At 67.3% G+C, this 16,718-nt stretch carries 17 protein-coding genes; 2 read left to right on the top strand and 15 right to left on the bottom strand.

Annotation, left to right across the window (positions count from 1 at the left end):
* Nucleotides 1–34: 34 nt before the first annotated feature.
* The 12 genes from DIE15_RS01235 to DIE15_RS36830 all read right to left on the bottom strand — a co-directional run bounded on the left by DIE15_RS01235 (nucleotide 35) and on the right by DIE15_RS36830 (nucleotide 10,231).
* A complete protein-coding gene (locus DIE15_RS01235; protein WP_124832104.1) occupies nucleotides 35–1,186 on the bottom strand; it encodes an acetyl-CoA C-acetyltransferase in 1,152 nt (383 codons plus the stop codon).
* Complete coding sequence (locus tag DIE15_RS01240; RefSeq protein WP_124832106.1) at nucleotides 1,186–2,253, bottom strand: acyl-CoA dehydrogenase family protein; 1,068 nt, start codon at nucleotides 2,251–2,253, stop codon at nucleotides 1,186–1,188. Before DIE15_RS01240 ends, DIE15_RS01235 begins: the two co-directional genes overlap by 1 nt.
* A 34-nt stretch (nucleotides 2,254–2,287) precedes the next feature.
* The gene (locus DIE15_RS01245) at nucleotides 2,288–3,457 is read right to left on the bottom strand and encodes an acyl-CoA dehydrogenase family protein (RefSeq protein ID WP_057925067.1); all 1,170 of its coding nucleotides are present in this window, start codon (nucleotides 3,455–3,457) and stop codon (nucleotides 2,288–2,290) included.
* Nucleotides 3,454–4,263 (bottom strand): enoyl-CoA hydratase family protein, encoded by an 810-nt coding sequence (locus tag DIE15_RS01250; protein ID WP_124832108.1) that lies wholly within the window; start codon nucleotides 4,261–4,263, stop codon nucleotides 3,454–3,456. Before DIE15_RS01250 ends, DIE15_RS01245 begins: the two co-directional genes overlap by 4 nt.
* Before the next feature lie 23 nt (nucleotides 4,264–4,286).
* Nucleotides 4,287–5,387, bottom strand: coding sequence for a nitronate monooxygenase family protein (locus DIE15_RS01255; RefSeq protein WP_057925065.1), 1,101 nt, complete (start codon nucleotides 5,385–5,387; stop codon nucleotides 4,287–4,289).
* Nucleotides 5,384–6,301: an enoyl-CoA hydratase gene (locus DIE15_RS01260; protein ID WP_057925180.1), complete on the bottom strand. Its 918-nt coding sequence runs from the start codon at nucleotides 6,299–6,301 to the stop codon at nucleotides 5,384–5,386. Before DIE15_RS01260 ends, DIE15_RS01255 begins: the two co-directional genes overlap by 4 nt.
* Before the next feature lie 8 nt (nucleotides 6,302–6,309).
* On the bottom strand, nucleotides 6,310–7,107 hold the full coding sequence (locus DIE15_RS01265; protein ID WP_124832110.1) for a CoA-transferase subunit beta: 798 nt from the start codon (nucleotides 7,105–7,107) through the stop codon (nucleotides 6,310–6,312).
* A gap of 10 nt (nucleotides 7,108–7,117) precedes the next feature.
* Complete coding sequence (locus tag DIE15_RS01270; RefSeq protein WP_057925063.1) at nucleotides 7,118–8,011, bottom strand: CoA transferase subunit A; 894 nt, start codon at nucleotides 8,009–8,011, stop codon at nucleotides 7,118–7,120.
* A gap of 9 nt (nucleotides 8,012–8,020) precedes the next feature.
* The gene (locus tag DIE15_RS01275) at nucleotides 8,021–8,917 is read right to left on the bottom strand and encodes a VOC family protein (protein ID WP_057925062.1); all 897 of its coding nucleotides are present in this window, start codon (nucleotides 8,915–8,917) and stop codon (nucleotides 8,021–8,023) included.
* Nucleotides 8,918–9,179: 262 nt separating this feature from the next.
* Entirely contained in the window at nucleotides 9,180–9,596 is a 417-nt protein-coding gene (locus DIE15_RS01280; protein ID WP_173938485.1) for a type II toxin-antitoxin system VapC family toxin, read from the bottom strand.
* Entirely contained in the window at nucleotides 9,583–9,819 is a 237-nt protein-coding gene (locus tag DIE15_RS01285) for a FitA-like ribbon-helix-helix domain-containing protein (protein WP_124832112.1), read from the bottom strand. Before DIE15_RS01285 ends, DIE15_RS01280 begins: the two co-directional genes overlap by 14 nt.
* A 250-nt stretch (nucleotides 9,820–10,069) precedes the next feature.
* Nucleotides 10,070–10,231, bottom strand: coding sequence for a hypothetical protein (locus DIE15_RS36830; protein ID WP_185734354.1), 162 nt, complete (start codon nucleotides 10,229–10,231; stop codon nucleotides 10,070–10,072).
* 292 nt (nucleotides 10,232–10,523) lie between these two features.
* On the opposite strand from DIE15_RS36830, the gene DIE15_RS01290 reads away from it, so the two are divergent.
* Nucleotides 10,524–11,750, top strand: a complete 1,227-nt coding sequence (locus tag DIE15_RS01290; RefSeq protein ID WP_124832114.1) for an acyltransferase — start codon at nucleotides 10,524–10,526, stop codon at nucleotides 11,748–11,750.
* A 12-nt stretch (nucleotides 11,751–11,762) separates the two neighbouring features.
* Here the strand turns inward: DIE15_RS01290 and DIE15_RS01295 are convergent, their stop codons facing one another.
* The gene (locus tag DIE15_RS01295; RefSeq protein ID WP_082664610.1) at nucleotides 11,763–12,440 is read right to left on the bottom strand and encodes a hypothetical protein; all 678 of its coding nucleotides are present in this window, start codon (nucleotides 12,438–12,440) and stop codon (nucleotides 11,763–11,765) included.
* A gap of 1,106 nt (nucleotides 12,441–13,546) precedes the next feature.
* On the opposite strand from DIE15_RS01295, the gene DIE15_RS01300 reads away from it, so the two are divergent.
* On the top strand, nucleotides 13,547–14,272 hold the full coding sequence (locus DIE15_RS01300; protein WP_175824888.1) for a hypothetical protein: 726 nt from the start codon (nucleotides 13,547–13,549) through the stop codon (nucleotides 14,270–14,272).
* A 48-nt stretch (nucleotides 14,273–14,320) separates the two neighbouring features.
* Here DIE15_RS01300 and DIE15_RS01305 read toward each other — a convergent pair whose 3' ends face one another.
* Together DIE15_RS01305 and DIE15_RS01310 are read right to left on the bottom strand one after the other, a co-directional pair.
* Nucleotides 14,321–15,094 (bottom strand): SDR family NAD(P)-dependent oxidoreductase, encoded by a 774-nt coding sequence (locus tag DIE15_RS01305; RefSeq protein ID WP_124832118.1) that lies wholly within the window; start codon nucleotides 15,092–15,094, stop codon nucleotides 14,321–14,323.
* 36 nt (nucleotides 15,095–15,130) lie between these two features.
* Nucleotides 15,131–16,717, bottom strand: a complete 1,587-nt coding sequence (locus DIE15_RS01310; protein ID WP_124832120.1) for a FadD3 family acyl-CoA ligase — start codon at nucleotides 16,715–16,717, stop codon at nucleotides 15,131–15,133.
* Between the last annotated feature and the right edge of the window lies 1 nt (nucleotide 16,718).

Genomic DNA, 16,718 nt, shown 5'->3' on the forward strand with positions numbered 1-16,718 from the left:
CCTCTTGGATCGTGAAATCGTGACAGCGACGCGCTCACAGGCGCTCGATGATCGTGACGTTCGCGAGGCCGCCGCCTTCGCACATCGTCTGCAGCCCGTAACGGCCGCCGGTGCGCTCGAGTTCGTGCAGCAGCGTCGTCATCAGCCGCGCGCCGGTCGCGCCGAGCGGATGGCCGAGCGCGATCGCGCCGCCGTTCGGGTTGGTCTTTTCGTGCGGGAAGCGCGTGTCGGCGAGCCACGCCTGCGCGACCGACGCGAATGCCTCGTTCAACTCGACCACGTCGATCTGCGACCAGTCGAGCCCGCTCTTCTTCAGCGCGGCCTGGGTGGCCGGGATCGGCGCGGTGAGCATCCACAGCGGATCGTCGCCGAGCACGCTCAGGTGATGGATCCGCGCACGCGGCGTGAGTCCGTAGCGCTTCAGCGCGTCCTCCGACACGATCAGGAGCGCGGCGGCCGCGTCGCACGTCTGGCTCGCGACGGCAGCCGTCAGCGAGCCGCCCGGCGTCAGCGGCTCCAGCGTCGCCATCTTTTCGAGCGACGTGTCGGGGCGCGGCGTCTCGTCGTGCAGCACGCCTTCGAGCGGCACGATTTCCCGCTTGAAATGGCCGGCCTCGATCGCGGCGACCGCGCGACGGTGGCTTTCGAGCGCGTAGCGCTCCATCGCGTCGCGCGACAGGTTCCAGTGATCGGCGATCCGCTGCGCGGCGACGAACTGCGACACCGGCGCATCGCCGAAGCGCGCGCGCCAGCCGGTGCTGCCGGAGAACGGATCATTGAAGCCGAGCGGCACCGCGCTCGTCATCGCGGACGAGATCGGGATCTGCGTCATCGTCTGCACGCCGCCCGCGACGACGACGTCCTGCATGCCGCTCATCACGGCCTGTGCGGCGAAGTGCACGGCCTGCTGCGACGAGCCGCACTGGCGGTCGACCGTCACGCCCGGCACCTGCAGCGGCAGCCCGGCCGCGAGCCAACAGGTGCGCGCGATGTTGCCCGCGAGCGGGCCGATCGTATCGACGCAGCCGAATACCACGTCGTCGTATTCGTCGGCCGGAATCGCATTGCGTTCGACGAGCGTCTTCAGCACGAAGCCGCCGAGGTCCGCCGCATGCACGTGCGCGAGCCCGCCCTTGCGGCGGCCGGTCGGCGTGCGCAGCGCGTCGACGATATAGGCTTGTTTCATTAATTGGTTTCCTCGAAGTCGAAGGTCTGCGCGGGGCCGATCGGCAATGCGTCGCAGAGGATCGCGTCGGCCACGCGGGCCTTGTGGAACGCGCTGTCGCCCCAGCTGCCGGAGAGCGCCCAGATCCGCTTCATGAAGATCTGCAGGTCGAGCTCCCACGTGTAGCCGATCGCGCCGTGCACCTGCATCGTGTGGCGCGCGGCCAGTTGCGCGGCTGAGGCCGCCGCGAGCTTCGCGTGCGATACGAGCACCGCGCGCTGCGGATGATCGTCGGCGATCGCCCGAGCGGCGCGTGCGACCACCGGCCGCGCGAACTCGTAGCGGATCGCGACGTCGGCGAGCAGGTGCTTGAGCGCCTGGTACGAGCCGATCGCCTTGCCGAACTGCTTGCGCTGCGCGCTGTAGTCGATCGCAACATCCAGCACGCGCTGCGTGAGGCCGAGCAACTGCGCGGCGACCGCGAACGCGCCGTGGTCGAGCGCGCGGTTCAGCAGCGGCGCGGCATCGTCGGCACGCGCGATGCGGGTGGCAGCCGACGGCTCCCAGTCGAGCGTGAACAGGCGCCGCGACGGGTCGACGCTGTCGACGGCGCGCCACGCGCACTGCGCGGGATCGACGCGGTGCAACTCGCCGCGGTGCTCGCACAGCAGCGTTTGCGCGACGTGCACGTCGGCCGCATACGGGTTCACCGGATGCACGAGCGCGACGCGCGCGCGGCCTTCGGCGATGTCGTTCAGCAGCGCGTCGCGCCAATCGCTGGCAGGCAGCCGCGCGAGCACGCCGGCCGATACGAGCGCCGTGTCGAGCAGCGGCTCCGGGCTGCCGAAATACCCGTAGGTTTGCGCGAGCAGCGCCCATTCCACTTCGGTCAGGCCGAGGCCGCCATGCGCTTCGGGCACCGACACGGCGGTCAGCCCCTGCGACGCGAACAGCGCCCACAGCGCGTCCGAGCGGCCCGTCGGCGTGGCCCACAGCTCGCGGATCAGCTCCGGGGTCATCTCGGTCATCAGCAGGCGCTTCACGCTGTCCGCGAGCGCTTCCTGGTCTTCATCGAATACGAAATCCATAGGATGTCCGTTCAGTGAGGTGTCGCCGGCACGCCTACGCGCGCGGCATGCCGAGCATCCGTTCGGCGACGATGTTGCGCTGGATCTCGTTGGTGCCCGCATAGATCGGGCCGGCCTGCGCGAACAGGAAGCCGTCGAGCCAGTGGCCGAGCACCGCGTGCTGCGCGGCCGTCTGCGGGACGACCTCGCCGTGCGCGCCGAGGATGTCGAGCGCGGTCTGGTGCATCCGCAGGTCGAGCTCCGACCAGAACACCTTGTTGGTGCTCGACTCCGCGCCGATATGGCCGCCCTTGAGCAGCCGGCTCGCGGTCGCGTAGGTCGACAGCGCGTACGCCTGCGCATCCATCCATGCGGACACCACGCGCTCGCGCAGCGTCGGGTCGCGATCCGCGCTGTCGCGATGCGCGAGATACAGGTCGCGCAGCGCCTGTGCGGTGCGCTGGAAGCGCGCGGGCGAACGCAGCATCAGCCCGCGCTCGAAGCCGGCCGTCGCCATTGCGACCTGCCAGCCCGCGCCTTCGGCCGCGAGGCGGTTTTCGACCGGCACGCGCACGTCGTCGAAGAAGATTTCCGCGAAGCCCGTCTGCCCGTTCAACTGGCGGATCGGCCGCACCGTGATGCCAGGCGCGGACAGCGGCACCATCAGGAACGTGAGCCCGTGGTGACGCGACGATTCGGGGTCGCTCCTGAACAGCCCGAACAGCCAGTCGGCCCACACCGCGCGGGTCGACCAGATCTTCTGGCCGTTGAGCACGTATTCGTCGCCGATGCGGATCGCCGTCGTGCGGATCGCGGCCATGTCCGAGCCCGCATTCGGCTCCGACCAGCCCTGCGCCCATACGTGCTCGCCCGCCGCCATCGCGGGCAGGAAGCGCGCCTTCTGCGCGTCGGTGCCGAAGTCCATCAGCGTCGGGCCGAGCAGGAAGATGCCGTTCTGGTTCACGCGCATCGGTGCGTCGGCGCGCCAGTACTCTTCCTCGAAGATCAGCCACTCGATCAGGTCGCAGCCGCGACCGCCCAGCTCGCGGGGCCACGTGACCATGCTCCAGCGGCCCGAGTGCAGCGTGCGCTCCCATTCGCGGTGCGCGGCGAAGCCTTCCTCCGTATCGAAGCTCGGCAGCCGCTCGCGCGGCACGTGCGCGGCGAGCCATGCGCGGATTTCCGCGCGGAACGCCTGCTGTTGCGGCGTATAGGTCAGGTTCATGCGCGTGCCTCCTCGGCGGCGGCCTGCGCGTCGAACCGCGCGTCGCGCTTCTCGACGAACGCGGCACGCGCCTCCGTCGAGTCGTTCGTCATGTACGCCTGCAGCGTGAAGCCCTGCTCCCAGCGGTACTTGTCCTCGAGATCGCCGTCCTCGACGCCGTTCAGCGCCTCCTTCGCGAGCCGCACCATCGCCGGGCTCTTCTCCGCAATCCTGCGGGCGATCGCGAGCGCCGCGTCGCGCAGCGCGTCGCGCGCGACGACCTGTTCGAGCGCGCCGAGCCGGTACGCTTCGGCCGCGTCGATCATCTCGCCGGTGAAGTACATCGCGCGGACCTTCTGCACACCGAACAAGCGCTGCAGGTGCGCACCGCCGCCCATCGCGCCGCGGTCGATCTCCGGCACGCCGAAGCGCACGCAATCGGCCGCGACGACGATATCCGCCGCGCCGCAGATGCCGATCCCGCCGCCGAGCACGAAACCGTGCACGGCCGCGATCACCGGCTTCGGATTGCGGTGCACCGCGCGGAACGTCTCGTAGTTCCCGGCATTGACCGACACGATCCGCTCCGGATGCACGGCCAGCTCCTTGATGTCGACGCCCGCGCAGAAGCCGCGGCCTTCGCCGCGCACGACGATCACGCGCACGTCATCGTCCTCGCCGAGCGCGTCGAGCGCACGCGCGAGCGCATGCCAGCCCTGCGCGTCGAGCGCGTTCACGGGCGGATGGGCGATCACCAGTTCGGCGATGCCGTCGGTGCGCTCGATCCGGAACGGCATCGCGCCGGCCGGTTGATTGGATGCAGTCATCTCCAGACTCCCTGTGATGTTTTTCATGCGGCCTGTGCCGCTGCCGCGCCGCGCAACGCGGCCAGTGCGTCCAGCCGCTCGCCGGCTTCCGCGACGATCCGCGCGATCAGCGCGTCGCACGATTCGATCGCGCCGATCATCGCGGCCGCCTGGCCGCTCGGCAGCACGCCTTCGTCCGGACGCCCCTCGACGATCGCGCGCTGGATCAGGAACGGCGCGTTCGCGGCCATCAGCGTCTGGCTCGCCGTGTAGTCGTGCGAGCGCAGCGCCTTGATCGCGAGGCCGAGCATGTCCGTCGTGCTCAGCCCGTTCTTGCGTCGCCACGCTTCGGCCGTCTTCAGCGCGAACCACGTGCGGCGCAGTGGGCCGAAGCGTTCGAGCTTCAGCAGATACGGGTTGTCGATCATCCGTTGCGGCAGCCCGTCGAGCGCGTCCGACACGCGGATGCGTGCCGGGTCGCCGACCGCGACGTAGCGCTCGAGCGTCGCGCGCGGCACCGGCGATTCGGCGCTCATCAGGAAGCGCGTGCCCATCGCGATGCCGGCTGCGCCGTACGCGAGCGCGGCAGCCAGCCCGCGCCCATCGAAGAAGCCGCCCGCCGCGACCACCGGCACCTGCACCGCGTCGAGGACCTTCGGCAGCAGCAGCGTGGTCGGCACCGAGCCCGTGTGGCCGCCGCCTTCCGCGCCCTGCACCGTCACGATGTCCGCGCCGAGTTCGACCGCCTTCGCCGCATGCTTCGGCGCGCCGACGGTCGGCATGCAGACGATGCCGGCGTCCTTGAAGCGGCGGATCGTCTTCGCGTCCGGCCCGCGTCCGTAGCTCACTGCACGCAGCTTGTGCTTGATCGCCAATTCGACGACCTGCTGCGCGTTCTTCTGGAACATGTGGAAGTTGATGCCGAACGGCTTGTCGGTCAGCGCCTTCACCTTCAGGATCTCGGCCTCGACCTGCTCCGGTTCGAGCGTCGCGCCGGCCAGGAAGCCGAAGCCGCCCGCGTTGGCGGTCGCCGCGACGAGCCGCGCGTCGGCCACCCAGCCCATCGCGGTCTGCACGATCGGGTAGCGGCAGCCGAGCAGGTCGCACAGCGGCGTATGCAGCGGGCTTTGAAGCGTCGTGCTCATGCGGCGGCTCCGTTGACGGCGGCCGGTGCGGCGTCGGCCTGATCTTCGTCGCCGGCCTTGCGCTGCGAGCTGGCCATCTTGCGTGCGTCATACCCGCCGAGGCGGTCGCCGCTCACGAGCTCGTTGTGCGCATGCGCGAAGTGATGCCACGCGAACGCCGCGTCCATCGCCGCGCGCTTGCCCTGCAACTCCTCGACGTGGTTCAGCGCCTGCTTGGTCAGCGTGAGGCCGAGGCGCGGCATCGTCGCGATCTTCGCGGCGATCGCGTAGGTCGCGTCGCGCAGCCGCTCGCGCGGCACCACGCGATTGACCATCCCCATCTGGTACGCGCGCTCGGCCGGCATCCGCTCGCCGAGGAACAGGAATTCCTTCGCGATGCGCGGGTTCAGCTCGTATGCATGCGCGAAATACTCGACGCCCGGAATCCCCATCCGCACGACCGGATCCGCGAAGAACGCGTCCTCCGACGCGACGATCAGGTCGCACACCCACGCGAGCATCAACCCGCCCGCGATGCACGCACCGTGCACCATCGCGATCGTCGGCTTCGGCAGGTCGCGCCAGCGCCGGCACATCCCGAGGTACACCTCCTGTTCGCGCGCATAGAGGAACTCGCCGCCTTCCTTGTCGACGTGGTCGTACCACAGCGACGCACGATCGAACGACTCGTGGATGTCGCGGCCCGGCGTGCCGATGTCGTGCCCCGCCGAGAAATGCTTGCCGGCGCCAGCGAGCACGATCGCCTTCACCGCGTCGTCGTGTGCCGCGCGCCGGAACGCCGCGTCGAGCGCATACGTCATCTTCGAGTTCTGCGCGTTGTGATACTCGGGACGGTTCATCGTGATCGTCGCGATGCCGTCCTCGACCGCGTAGTCGACGACACCTTCGCCGAACGTCATCTGGGTCGCTTCCATGTCGGACCTCATCCGCGGCGCGGCGCCGGGTTGTTGCGCACGATCGCCGCGCGCAGGTTGTGAGGGTCGAGCGCACGCACGATGCGCAGGTCTTCGGCGGTCGGTGGGGCCGTCGTGCCGATATCGGGCGCGGCGGCCAGCGGGAAGCCCGTCGCGTCCCGCACCTCGTCGAAGCTCACGCCCGGATGCAGCGAGCGCACGCGGATCGCATGGTCGGGCCCGCCGAAATCCATCACGCACAGGTCGGTGACGATGCTGCGCAGGTCGACGAAGGTCTTCATGCCGGGCACCCGACGCGCCGGGTTGTAGCCGACCGTGCACACCATGTCGACTTCACCTTCGACGAACGTGCGCTTGCCGTGGCCACTGACGAAGAACGAGTTCGCGTGGTTCGTCGAGTTGCCGGGAAAGCCGCGCGCGCCGAGCAATTGAGTTTTCGGACGCGCGTAGTCGTCGCCGAGCCACGAGATGTTCGCCTGGCCGAAGCGGTCGATCTGCGTCGGCATGACAAGCGCGTGGCGGCGACCGTGCCACAGGCAGTCGAACACGCGTTCGTAGGTCATCCAGCCGCTCGCCTTCACGCGATAGCCGTCGGGACGGGGCCCAAGCGGCACCGGCTCCTCGACGAGATACGCTTCGCCGTCGGTCAGCATCAGCCCGTTGTTGTAGGCGAGCCGCGCGAGGCCCGCCGCGAGCCGTGGGCCCGTGCCGATGCCGGTCGCCAGCACTTCGCCGTCGTTGCGCCAGAGTCGCGCGGACGCGACGATCATCAGTTCCGCGAGGGAATGGTCGAGAGATTCGCTCACAGGCGCTCCTTTACAGAATCGGCAACGGCAGCGTCGTCACGTGCGACAGGCCGCCGACGCCTTCGAGGTACTGGCGTTCGTCCTGGCCGACCACGTCGCGCAGGTACGCCGCCGTCTTCGCATCGTCTTCCGCGCTCGCGCAGTAAGCGCGCAGGTGCGGCAGGTCCCAGCCGTAGTCCGGCCCGCACGACGTCGGGTGCGCGCCACCCGGCGCGTGCACGACGCCGGTGACGAGCGAGCGCTCGAACGGGTTGCGGCGCGCGGCGTCGAGGTCGTCGCTCGCGAGCGACGCATCGACCGTTTCCGCCGACACGTAGCAGCGCTGCGCGGCACGCGCCATCCACGCATCGAAGAACGGATCGGGACCATCGATGCGCGTGTTGCCCATCCGGTCGGCCGCATTCACGTGCAGCAGCGCGACGTCGAGCTCGATCGCCGGCATCGCGAGCAGCGTCTCGCCGTCGTCATACGGCGAGCTCACCGTGCGAAGCTGCGGCGCGTGATCGAGCAGCGCGGTACCGAGCCCGGCACGCGTCGGCAGGAACGGCAGGCGCGCGGCGGCCGCGCGCAGGCCGAGCTGCAGCATCCCTTCGTCGAGCTCGAGCACGTCGACGCGGCCCTGTTCGCGGGCACGGCGGAAATGCGGTTCGAGCGGGATCACGTCGAGCGACACGAAGCCGAACACCGCCTTGCGCACCTTGCCGGCGGCGCACAACAGGCCGATATCGGCACCGCCGTATGCGACGATCGTCAGGTCCGTCAGGTTCGAGCGCGCGATCTCGCGCACCAGCGCCATCGGCTTGCGTCGCGGCCCCCATCCGCCGATGCCGATCGTCATGCCGTCGGCGAGTTGCGCGACCACGTCGCGCGCGGACATCGTCTTGTCGAGAGGTTTCATCGTCATCGTGCTGGCTTACCGGTATCCGATGCTGAAGTCGTGGCCCCACTGGCTTACCTGGGTGGCCTCGAACACCGCATGCTTCGACCAGTCGACCGTGAGGCCGCCGAAGCCGTATTCGAGATCGAAGCCGCCGGGGGTCTTCATGTAGAACGAGATCATCTGGTCGTTGCAGTGCCGGCCGAGCGTCGCCGACATCTTCACGTCGTGCGCGGCGACCCGATCGAGCGCGCGGCCGACTTCGTCCATCGAGTCGACTTCGGCCATCACGTGCACGCAGCCCGACGGCACGGCCATCTCGAACAGCGCGAGGCTGTGATGGCGCGCGTTGCGGCAGTGCATGAAGTGGATGCGCTTCTCGGGTTCGGCGGGATCGGGCGTGAACTTCACGCGGTAGATGTCGGACAGCTCGAAGCCGAGCACGCCGCGCACGAATGCGTCGGTCGCGTCGAACTGCGGCGCGGGCAGCACTGCGTGGCCGAGGCCCATGTCGCCGGTGACGAAGCGCGCGACGCCCAGCGGTGACACGAAACGGCGGAAGTCGCAGCGCGCGCCCCAGTACAGCTCGTGCCGGTTGCCCGACGGGTCGGTACACCACGCCATCGCCTGCACGCGACGCAGTGCGGCTTCGTCGCGCGTGGCACGCACGGCTTCGACGCCCGCGCGTTGCAACACCGCGAGTGCGGCGTCGAACGCGGCGCCGTCGGGCAGTTCCCAGCCCGACGCGAAATAGCGGTCGGACGTGCCGGGGACGATCACGTAGCGGAAATCGCGCTCGTCCATCTTCAGGTACAGCGCGCCGTCGGGCGCGTCGAGCGCCTGCATGCCCAGCACGTCTTCCGCGTAGCGGCGCCACGCATCGACGCGGGTCGCCTCGACGACGACGTAGCCGAGCGCACGGACATCGATCATGTCGGCCTCCTCCAGGTTCAGAATCCGTTGTTCGTGAAAGGATTCTGGCCGGTCGGGAATGGCGTCACATCGTCTGTTGGGACGAGAGCCCGGTGGGGAATCAGCGGGAAGCTGGTAAGGAACTGGTGGGAAGCTGGTGGTGAAGCTGGGGTGGTGAAGCTGGGGCGGTGAAGCGGGCGCGCGCGGAAGCCCGGTGAAACGGGCTACGCGCGACGCAGAAGGCGGGAAGCGGTGGCAGGTTGCCGCGATGCGGCGACCCGGATCAATCGAACGGGTTCAACAGCCGGACGCCGGTGCGAGCGAAATCGTCGACATTGCGCGTGACGACCGTGAGATCGTTGATCAGCGCGGTGGCCGCGATCAGTTTGTCGAGCGCGTGCGCCGGATCGGGCACGCGCAGATGGCCCCACATCTGGCTGGTCTCGATATCGACCGGCAGGATGTTCGACGCATAGCCGGACAGGATCGTCGCCATCCATGCCTCGAGCGCCGACGCCTGCGGATGATCGCCGCGATGACGGATCAAATCGACGCCACGCCGCAGTTCGGCCACCGTCACGATCGACAGGTAAAGCGGGCTCGCGTCGGCCTCGGCCTGCCTGAAGAACGCGCGCACGCCGCGGTTGGTTCGCTTGCCTTTCCTGATCTCGCTGATGACGTTCGTATCAATCAAAAACACGCCTGACCTCGCCGGAATCCTGAACACGTTGGAAATCCGCGTCCTCGCCGACGTCCGGCATGCTCGTCAGCACTTGCGCGAATGTCCGTCGCTTCGGCCGGCCGAGCGCATCGGCCAGAATGGCCCGATGTTCGGCCTCGGCGCTCCTGCCGTTGGCCGCGGCCTGCTCGCGCAGGCTCTGAACGATACTGTCATCCACGTTACGCACCAGAAGATTTGCCATGGGTCCCTCCATCCAGATTGCTATCAATGATAGCGCCTCGCCGGTGAATTGCAAGCATTGCTATCATCGTCGCGATCGGACGGAAGACGGTGTCGGCGTGGGCCGGCGGCAGCGGGCAACAGGAATCCACCCGCGTTCCGCCGCTGGCCCGACGCGTCGAACTGCTGTTGTCCACGGTAAATCGGATCGAGGTGATGAAAAAGCCGGCCGAATGGCCATGCACCGAAGAGAGCCAGGCAGGTGCGCGTCGTCAGGCGCGCGGCGGCATCGCATCTGACGCGTGCCGCGCGACCCGCGCCGCCGCCCAGAATATCGCGAAGTCCGACCCGACCATCGGCGCGGACCGGTCGTGCCACCCGTAATAGCGGATCACCCAAACGACGAGGAACAGCATCTGCAGCACGAGCGCCACGACGGCATACGTTGCGACACGCCGCGTGTCGATTGCACGATCGTCCGCCCACGTATCGTCTCCATCGACCACCCCGCGCTTTTTTTGTTCCAGTGAAGTACAGATGACACGTGCCGCATCGAAACATCATGTTGCATCTGCGTGCGGCATGCCGTCGTGACCGTTTGATACCATCAACGCACAAGACCGGCGATCGAACGCCGCGCGAAGCGCGCAGAAGACCTTGCATCGACGCGGACCATCCGTGCCTGAAATCCCGATCCAAGCGATCCAAGACACGAGACGCCCTTCAGTGGACCTGATTACACCTTCTCTGGATACCCTGTTTTCCCCGACCCCCGACAAACTCTACTTCCCTGCCTGCCTGGCGGCCGTCGCGATCATCGCGTGGCTCGTCGCAAGGCACATACCGTTCTACCGGTCAGCCGTCGACAAATCGCTGTCGATGCGCCATCACAACCTGGACGGGTTCCGCGGCATCCTCGCGACCTCCGTCGTCTTCCATCATTTCGCGTGCAACCAGGGCCTGCTGTCGACCGGCATCTGGGGCGCCACCTCCGACTTCCTGCGCAATCTCGGCACGATTCCCGTCGCGATGTTCTTCATGGTCACCGGGTTCCTGTTTTGGGAACGCGCATGCAGGGGCACGCTCGACGTGCGCACCTTCTTCGTCGGGCGCGTGCGCCGCGTCGCCCCGCTCTACCTCTTTTACGCGATCGTCATCGTCGCCTGCACGCTGTACTGGTTTCCCCGCAACGTCGTCCACGCGCCGATCCGGTTGCTGGCCGACCTGCTCAAGACCGTTTCGCTCGGCTGGTTCGGTGCGTTCCCGGTCAACGGCGCGGAACAAGCCAGCTACCTGAGCGGCGTCTGGTGGACGCTCGCATACGAATGGCGGTTCTACGTCGCCATTCCGTTCCTCGCGTGGTTCGTTGCGACACGTGCGTGGCGCAAGCTGCTCGCCCTCGCGATCGTCACGATCTGCGCCGCGCTGTTCGGACCGCCCGGCGGGATGGCCCTGCTGTTCGCGTTCGGTGCGCTGGCGTTCGAGGCCTCGCGGCATCCCGCGATCCGCTCGCTGCTCGGCACGAAATCGGCAGCCACCGTCGCGCTGTTGATTCTCGCCGTCGCCCCGTATCCGGCCGAACGCTATTCGATCGAGGGCGCACTTCCGCTCCTCCCGGTGTTCCTCTGCGTCGCGTGCGGGAATACGTTCTACGGTGTGCTCGAAACCCGACCGCTCGCGCTGCTCGGCACGGCCAGCTTCAGCATCTACATGATCCACATGGTGATCGTGTACACAATCGTCCGCGCATTCAACAAGTTCGTTTTCCCGATCGATTCTGTCGACGACACCGGTATCTGGGCGCTCGCGCTTGCGAGCGCACTGGTCGCCGTCCTCTGTTCGCTGCTGACCTACCGCTACATCGAGCATCCGTTCATCGCGAAGCGTAACGATGCGCGCCCGGCGCGCCGGGCGGTCGAATCCGCGCGCGAGCGGCACACAGTCGTGCTGTGACGCTCGTGCGGCTCAGAACCGATACGAGATCCCGATCTGCAGGACCGGATACCACCGATACCGCGACATCATGCGGTTCAGTTCGTCGAGGCCGCTCGCAACCAGGATCTGGCTCTTCTGCGGCCCGGCCGCGGCGGCCAGTTCCGGCGACAGCGTGTACGAGCAGCGCGGGATCCCGTATGCGACGCCCAAATCGGCGACGAAGCCGAGCCCTTTCGATGCAGGCCGATGCCCGTAGCCGATTCCGACATACGGCATCACGGCCGGATAGCGCGCCTGCGCGACCGCATACATCCCCGGCAGCGCCGGATAGCGCTTGCCGGCGAATACGTAGGTACCGTCAGTGGGCACCGACACGCCGCGGATCTCGTCGTCGTTGAAGCGCAATCCGATCGTCGCGCGAAAGCCGCTGCCGCGCCACGGGAAGATGTCCGCGTACAGGCCGCCTTGCCGCAGCTTGATGTCGTCCTGGTAGCGATTGCCGGCCACCGTGAAGTCATGCGTCAGATTGATCGCATTGAAATCCGCGTGCGCGCCGAGCACCGAGTTGAAGCTCACGGCCGCGCCGATGCCGACGCCCTGCGTGCCGCCCTGCAGGTAGATTTCCTGCGCGTGCGCGCCGGCGGCGAATACGATCGCCAGCGCTGCCCATTGGTTCACCGTCGTTTTCACGGGCGTCCCCCCCGACATGTGCCGGGCACACCAACCCGCCGCGCGCAGCGCATGCCGCCACGCGCAGCGGGCCCCCCGACACGACACCTTGCAAGCAAGCTTGCTGTTTGACGGACCAAACGTGCGGTGCCCGTTCGTGTCGCCGATACGACGCAGTGCGCGTCCGACACGACGGGCCGCCATTCCGCAGCTCGATCCGATCCCCGTTGTTTCGATGTTGTTTCGATGTCGTTGCGTGCCGCTCCCGCGATTCGTCGTGAACATCAGTTGCGGTTGTGACGAGCAGCACGGGGCTCATCGCAAGCGGTGTGCCATGCGGCGCAGACCGGCGCGGGACAAGCATCACCGTCAAACACCCGGCACTACGCTGCGCGAAATCGATGGAAATGTTTCAGGAACGCATCTGTTTCCAGGTACGTCATCGCTGCGCAGATGATCGAGGCGCCGCGCGGCAGGCGCGGTAACGTGCGCCGGACATGCTCGAGCGAGTCGCCGGCATGTCGGGATCGGCATGGCGAGCACTCACGCAACACGGCGCGCAGCGCGAAAAGCGTTTCATTCGTGCGACCTTGCGCCGGCTGCGGGGGCGAGCCAGTTGTGTGAATCGTGCCGTACAGGTCAGGGGAAATACTGAGGCCGGTATTTGTACATGTCTTGGCGCGTCAAACGCCTTCGGCTACCACGATGCTCTTGAGAACGCGTAAGCTGGCGAACAGCAGTCCATTGGCGACGCTCTCCGCAGAGTGAGCACCATTGCGACGCATTGATCTTCTGCTTTATCGAACGACATACGGGCAAGCCCACGTTGATACAATGCCCAACCAAGATCAAGCTGATTCGGAATGCAGGCAGGTCCGCGACTCCATTGCAATCGAAGCGGAATGCGTTTGATGTCTGCGACCGTCGGCAATTAATAAGATCAATCGACTCTCGGGGATACCGTGAAACGCATCGCACTTCTTTTGCTGGCCGCAGCTGTGGTTGCAGCTTGCGACTCGAAACATTCCGACAGCAGCGCGCAATCGTTACCGGCAAGTCCGAAATCGGCAAGCGATACTACCGTGTCACTCCCCCTCTCCCCGGCGCCCGCGCCTTCCCCGCCGCCTCCGTCACACAACTACGCGATGAGCCAGGATGGTACTTACGGGTACGAGCCAGCACTCAGCGAAGATGACGTACGAGCAGGAAAAGCGACAAAGGCGCTTGTGATGATGCGTTACGTTGGTCTGAGGGACGGAAGTTATATTTTGCTTTTGGTCGACGAGGACAATCCGAACATATCGAATCGCATTACGTGTCAGGCTCCGTGCAATTTCGCGAAATCGCAAACGATGGCCGGCGATTCGGTTCTGAAAACCGAAACCGTCAGGGTTGTGCCCAACTCCTTGATCGGCGCGATGATCGAAGACGCGATGTCCGGGCAGCTCACACCCTATGGTCAACGGACTGCAACGTTGAATCAACCGCAGCAATCTGTGATCACCTCGCCCCCGACGCAATCAACGTTGCCGGCGACCGATCCAGTAGCAAACCATCCGGCGAGCGACGTGGCTGCTTCACCGCTTCAACAAACGAGCTTCGACTGTGGCAAGGCGAAGTCCATTCCGGAGTTTCTGATCTGCCACGATCCAGATCTTGCGGCCGACGACCGAGATCTCGCCGCAACGTACCAGCAGGCAAAGGACGCTGTCAGCGACAAGACGGCGTTTGCCGAACGAACGCGGAAGCAATGGAATTTTCGCGAGAAAAATTGTCGTGACAAAGCATGCCTGACGTCCTGGTATGCATATCAGAAACGCGTGCTGACGAAGATTGCGCAAACCGGCGACGTCAGCGCCCAAGACAACTGACGCGCCCCGCTGTCGAGCCCGCTCGCCCAAGCGGGCTCCGCCCATCCCCTACAGGCCATACCCACCCGACACATTCAACTGCTGCCCGGTGATGTAATTCGCGCGATCCGACGCGAGAAACACCGCCGCGCGCCCGATATCGTGCGCCTTCCCCCAGCGCTTGAGCGCGAGCATTTTTTGCGTCTCGTCGATCCACGCCTGATCGAACTGTCCCTGTTCGAGCAGCACCGGAAACATCCCGGCCTCGATCACGCCGACGAGGATCGAATTCGCGCGGATCTCGTATCGCCCCTCCTCGCGCGCGAGCCCCTTCACCAGCGCCTCGTTCGCCGCCTTCGGCGCGACCGACAGCCCGTCGCGATCGGGCCAGCGCAGATGTCCGGCCGAGCCGAGCGTGACGAACGACCCGCCGCCCGATGCACGGAAGTGCGGCAACGCGGCCTTCGCCGCGTTGAAGAAGCCGACCGTCTCGACCTCGATCGCGCGACGCCAGTCGTCATGCGTCATATCGCCGATATGGCGCTGGTTCACGAACGGGCCGGCCGCCCATACGATCGTGTGCACGCGGCCATGCGTATCGATCGCGGCCACGAGCGCCGCATCGATCTGCGCGGGATCGGTCACGTCCGCGCGATGCGTGGTGGCCGCGACGCCTGCATCGCGCAGGCTGCGCGCGACGCGCTCGGCCACGTCGGCCCTGCTGCGATAACCGAGCGCGACCGGCACGCCGGCGCGCGCGAATTCGAGCGCGACGTCCTGCCCGATCCCGCCGCTGCCGCCGAACACGAGCACCGCGCCCTGCGGAAATCCGTTGTCGTACATGCGTTCCTCCCGTTGGTGTGGTGTCGTGCGACGCGCTCAGGCCGCCGCGTCGGCGCCCGCGCGCAGCCGGTACTTCAGCACCTTCCCGGCCGCACTCGTCGGCAATTGCTCGACGAACGTGAAATACCGCGGCACCTTGTAGTTCGCCATGTTGCTGCGCGCCCAGTCGTTCAGTGCACCGGCGTCGACGTGCGCGCCGGGACGCAACACGACATACGCATGGCCGACTTCGCCGAGCCGCATATCGGGCACGCCGACCAGCGCGACCTGCGCGATCGCCGGATGCGCGGTCAGCAGCCGCTCGATCTCGGCCGGATAGCAGTTGAAGCCGCCGACGATGAACATGTCCTTGATCCGGTCGGTGATCTTCAGGTTGCCGCTCGCATCGACGCAGCCGAGGTCGCCCGTATGCAGCCAGCCTTGCGCATCGACGGTTTCGCGCGTCGCGTCCGGCTGGTTGAAGTAGCCGCGCATCACGTTGTAGCCGCGCACCCAGATCTCGCCGGTTTCGTCCGGCCCGAGCGCCGCGCCGTCCGACCCCGCGATGCGCAGCTCGACGTCCGGCATCGGCCGGCCCGACGTGCAGGCGACCGTCTCGGCGTCGTCGCCGTGCCGGCACAGCGTCGCGAAGCCGCACGATTCGGTCAGCCCGTAGCCGGTCAGTACCGTCTCGAAGCCGAGTTCCGTGCGCATCCGCTCGATCAGGCTCGGCGCGATCGCGGCCGCGCCCGTCACCGCGATCCGCAGCGACGACAGGTCGCGCGCCGCGCGATCTGGCGCATCGAGCAGCGCGTAGTACAGCGTCGGCGGGCCGGGCAGCACCGACACGCGCTCGTCGGCGACGCGCCGCAATACGTCGGCCGGCTGGAACACAAGATGCGGCAGCACGGTCGCGCCGCTCGACAGCGCGGCGAGCCAGCCGGCCTTGTAGCCGAACGTATGGAAGAACGGATTGACGATCAGGTAGCGGTCGTCCCGGCGCACGCCGGCGATCGTCGCCCATGCCTGCGCGGCCCGCAGGTTCTGCCCGTGCGCGGTCATCACGCCCTTCGGGCGGCCGGTCGTACCGGACGTGAACATCAGGTCCATCACGGTGTCGGGTGTCACCTGCGCCTCGCGCTCGCGCACCGCATCGAGCGGCACCGCCGCGCCGCGCGCGAGGAACGCGTTCCAGGTCTCGTCGCGCGCGCCGGACGGTGGCTCGCCGTCGAACACGACGACGCGTTCGAGCGTCGCGGGCCGGTGCGGCGCGAGCATCGCCGGATACGATTCGCCGAGGAAGGTGCCGCAGCAGAACAGCAGCCGCGCGCCGCCGTCGTGCAGGATGCCGCCGACCTCCATTCCTTTCATCCGCGTGTTGACCGGCACGAGGATCGCGCCGACGGTGTGGATCGCGAGCGCCGCGACGATCCATTGCGGCAGGTTCGGTGCCCAGACGGCGATGCGGTCGCCGGCGTCGATGCCGCTCGCAAGCAGCGCGCGCGCCGCTTCGATGCGGGCCGCATCGAGTTCCGCATAGGTCAGCCGGCCATGCTCCGACTCGATTGCCGGATGCGCACCGTGGCGCGCGGCAGCCCGCGCGATCAGCGCGGGCGTGGTGAGGATTTCGTTGTCCATCGTCATG

It is taken from the genome of Burkholderia sp. Bp9031 (assembly GCF_003857965.1).
Classification (GTDB): Bacteria; Pseudomonadota; Gammaproteobacteria; order Burkholderiales; family Burkholderiaceae; genus Burkholderia; species Burkholderia ambifaria_A.

Excerpts from the sequence above, each read along its gene's own strand:
- DIE15_RS01300 (WP_175824888.1), top strand. The coding sequence starts at position 13,547 with ATGAGCCAGGATGGTACTTACGGGTACGAGCCAGCACTCAGCGAAGAT.
- DIE15_RS01235 (WP_124832104.1), bottom strand. The coding sequence starts at position 1,186 with ATGAAACAAGCCTATATCGTCGACGCGCTGCGCACGCCGACCGGCCGC.
- DIE15_RS01250 (WP_124832108.1), bottom strand. The coding sequence starts at position 4,263 with ATGACTGCATCCAATCAACCGGCCGGCGCGATGCCGTTCCGGATCGAG.
- DIE15_RS01310 (WP_124832120.1), bottom strand. The coding sequence starts at position 16,717 with ATGACGATGGACAACGAAATCCTCACCACGCCCGCGCTGATCGCGCGG.
- DIE15_RS01285 (WP_124832112.1), bottom strand. The coding sequence starts at position 9,819 with ATGGCAAATCTTCTGGTGCGTAACGTGGATGACAGTATCGTTCAGAGC.
- DIE15_RS01275 (WP_057925062.1), bottom strand. The coding sequence starts at position 8,917 with ATGATCGATGTCCGTGCGCTCGGCTACGTCGTCGTCGAGGCGACCCGC.
- DIE15_RS01295 (WP_082664610.1), bottom strand. The coding sequence starts at position 12,440 with ATGTCGGGGGGGACGCCCGTGAAAACGACGGTGAACCAATGGGCAGCG.
- DIE15_RS01240 (WP_124832106.1), bottom strand. The coding sequence starts at position 2,253 with ATGGATTTCGTATTCGATGAAGACCAGGAAGCGCTCGCGGACAGCGTG.
- DIE15_RS01305 (WP_124832118.1), bottom strand. The coding sequence starts at position 15,094 with ATGTACGACAACGGATTTCCGCAGGGCGCGGTGCTCGTGTTCGGCGGC.
- DIE15_RS01255 (WP_057925065.1), bottom strand. The coding sequence starts at position 5,387 with ATGAGCACGACGCTTCAAAGCCCGCTGCATACGCCGCTGTGCGACCTG.
- DIE15_RS01245 (WP_057925067.1), bottom strand. The coding sequence starts at position 3,457 with ATGAACCTGACCTATACGCCGCAACAGCAGGCGTTCCGCGCGGAAATC.
- DIE15_RS01260 (WP_057925180.1), bottom strand. The coding sequence starts at position 6,301 with ATGGAAGCGACCCAGATGACGTTCGGCGAAGGTGTCGTCGACTACGCG.
- DIE15_RS01270 (WP_057925063.1), bottom strand. The coding sequence starts at position 8,011 with ATGACGATGAAACCTCTCGACAAGACGATGTCCGCGCGCGACGTGGTC.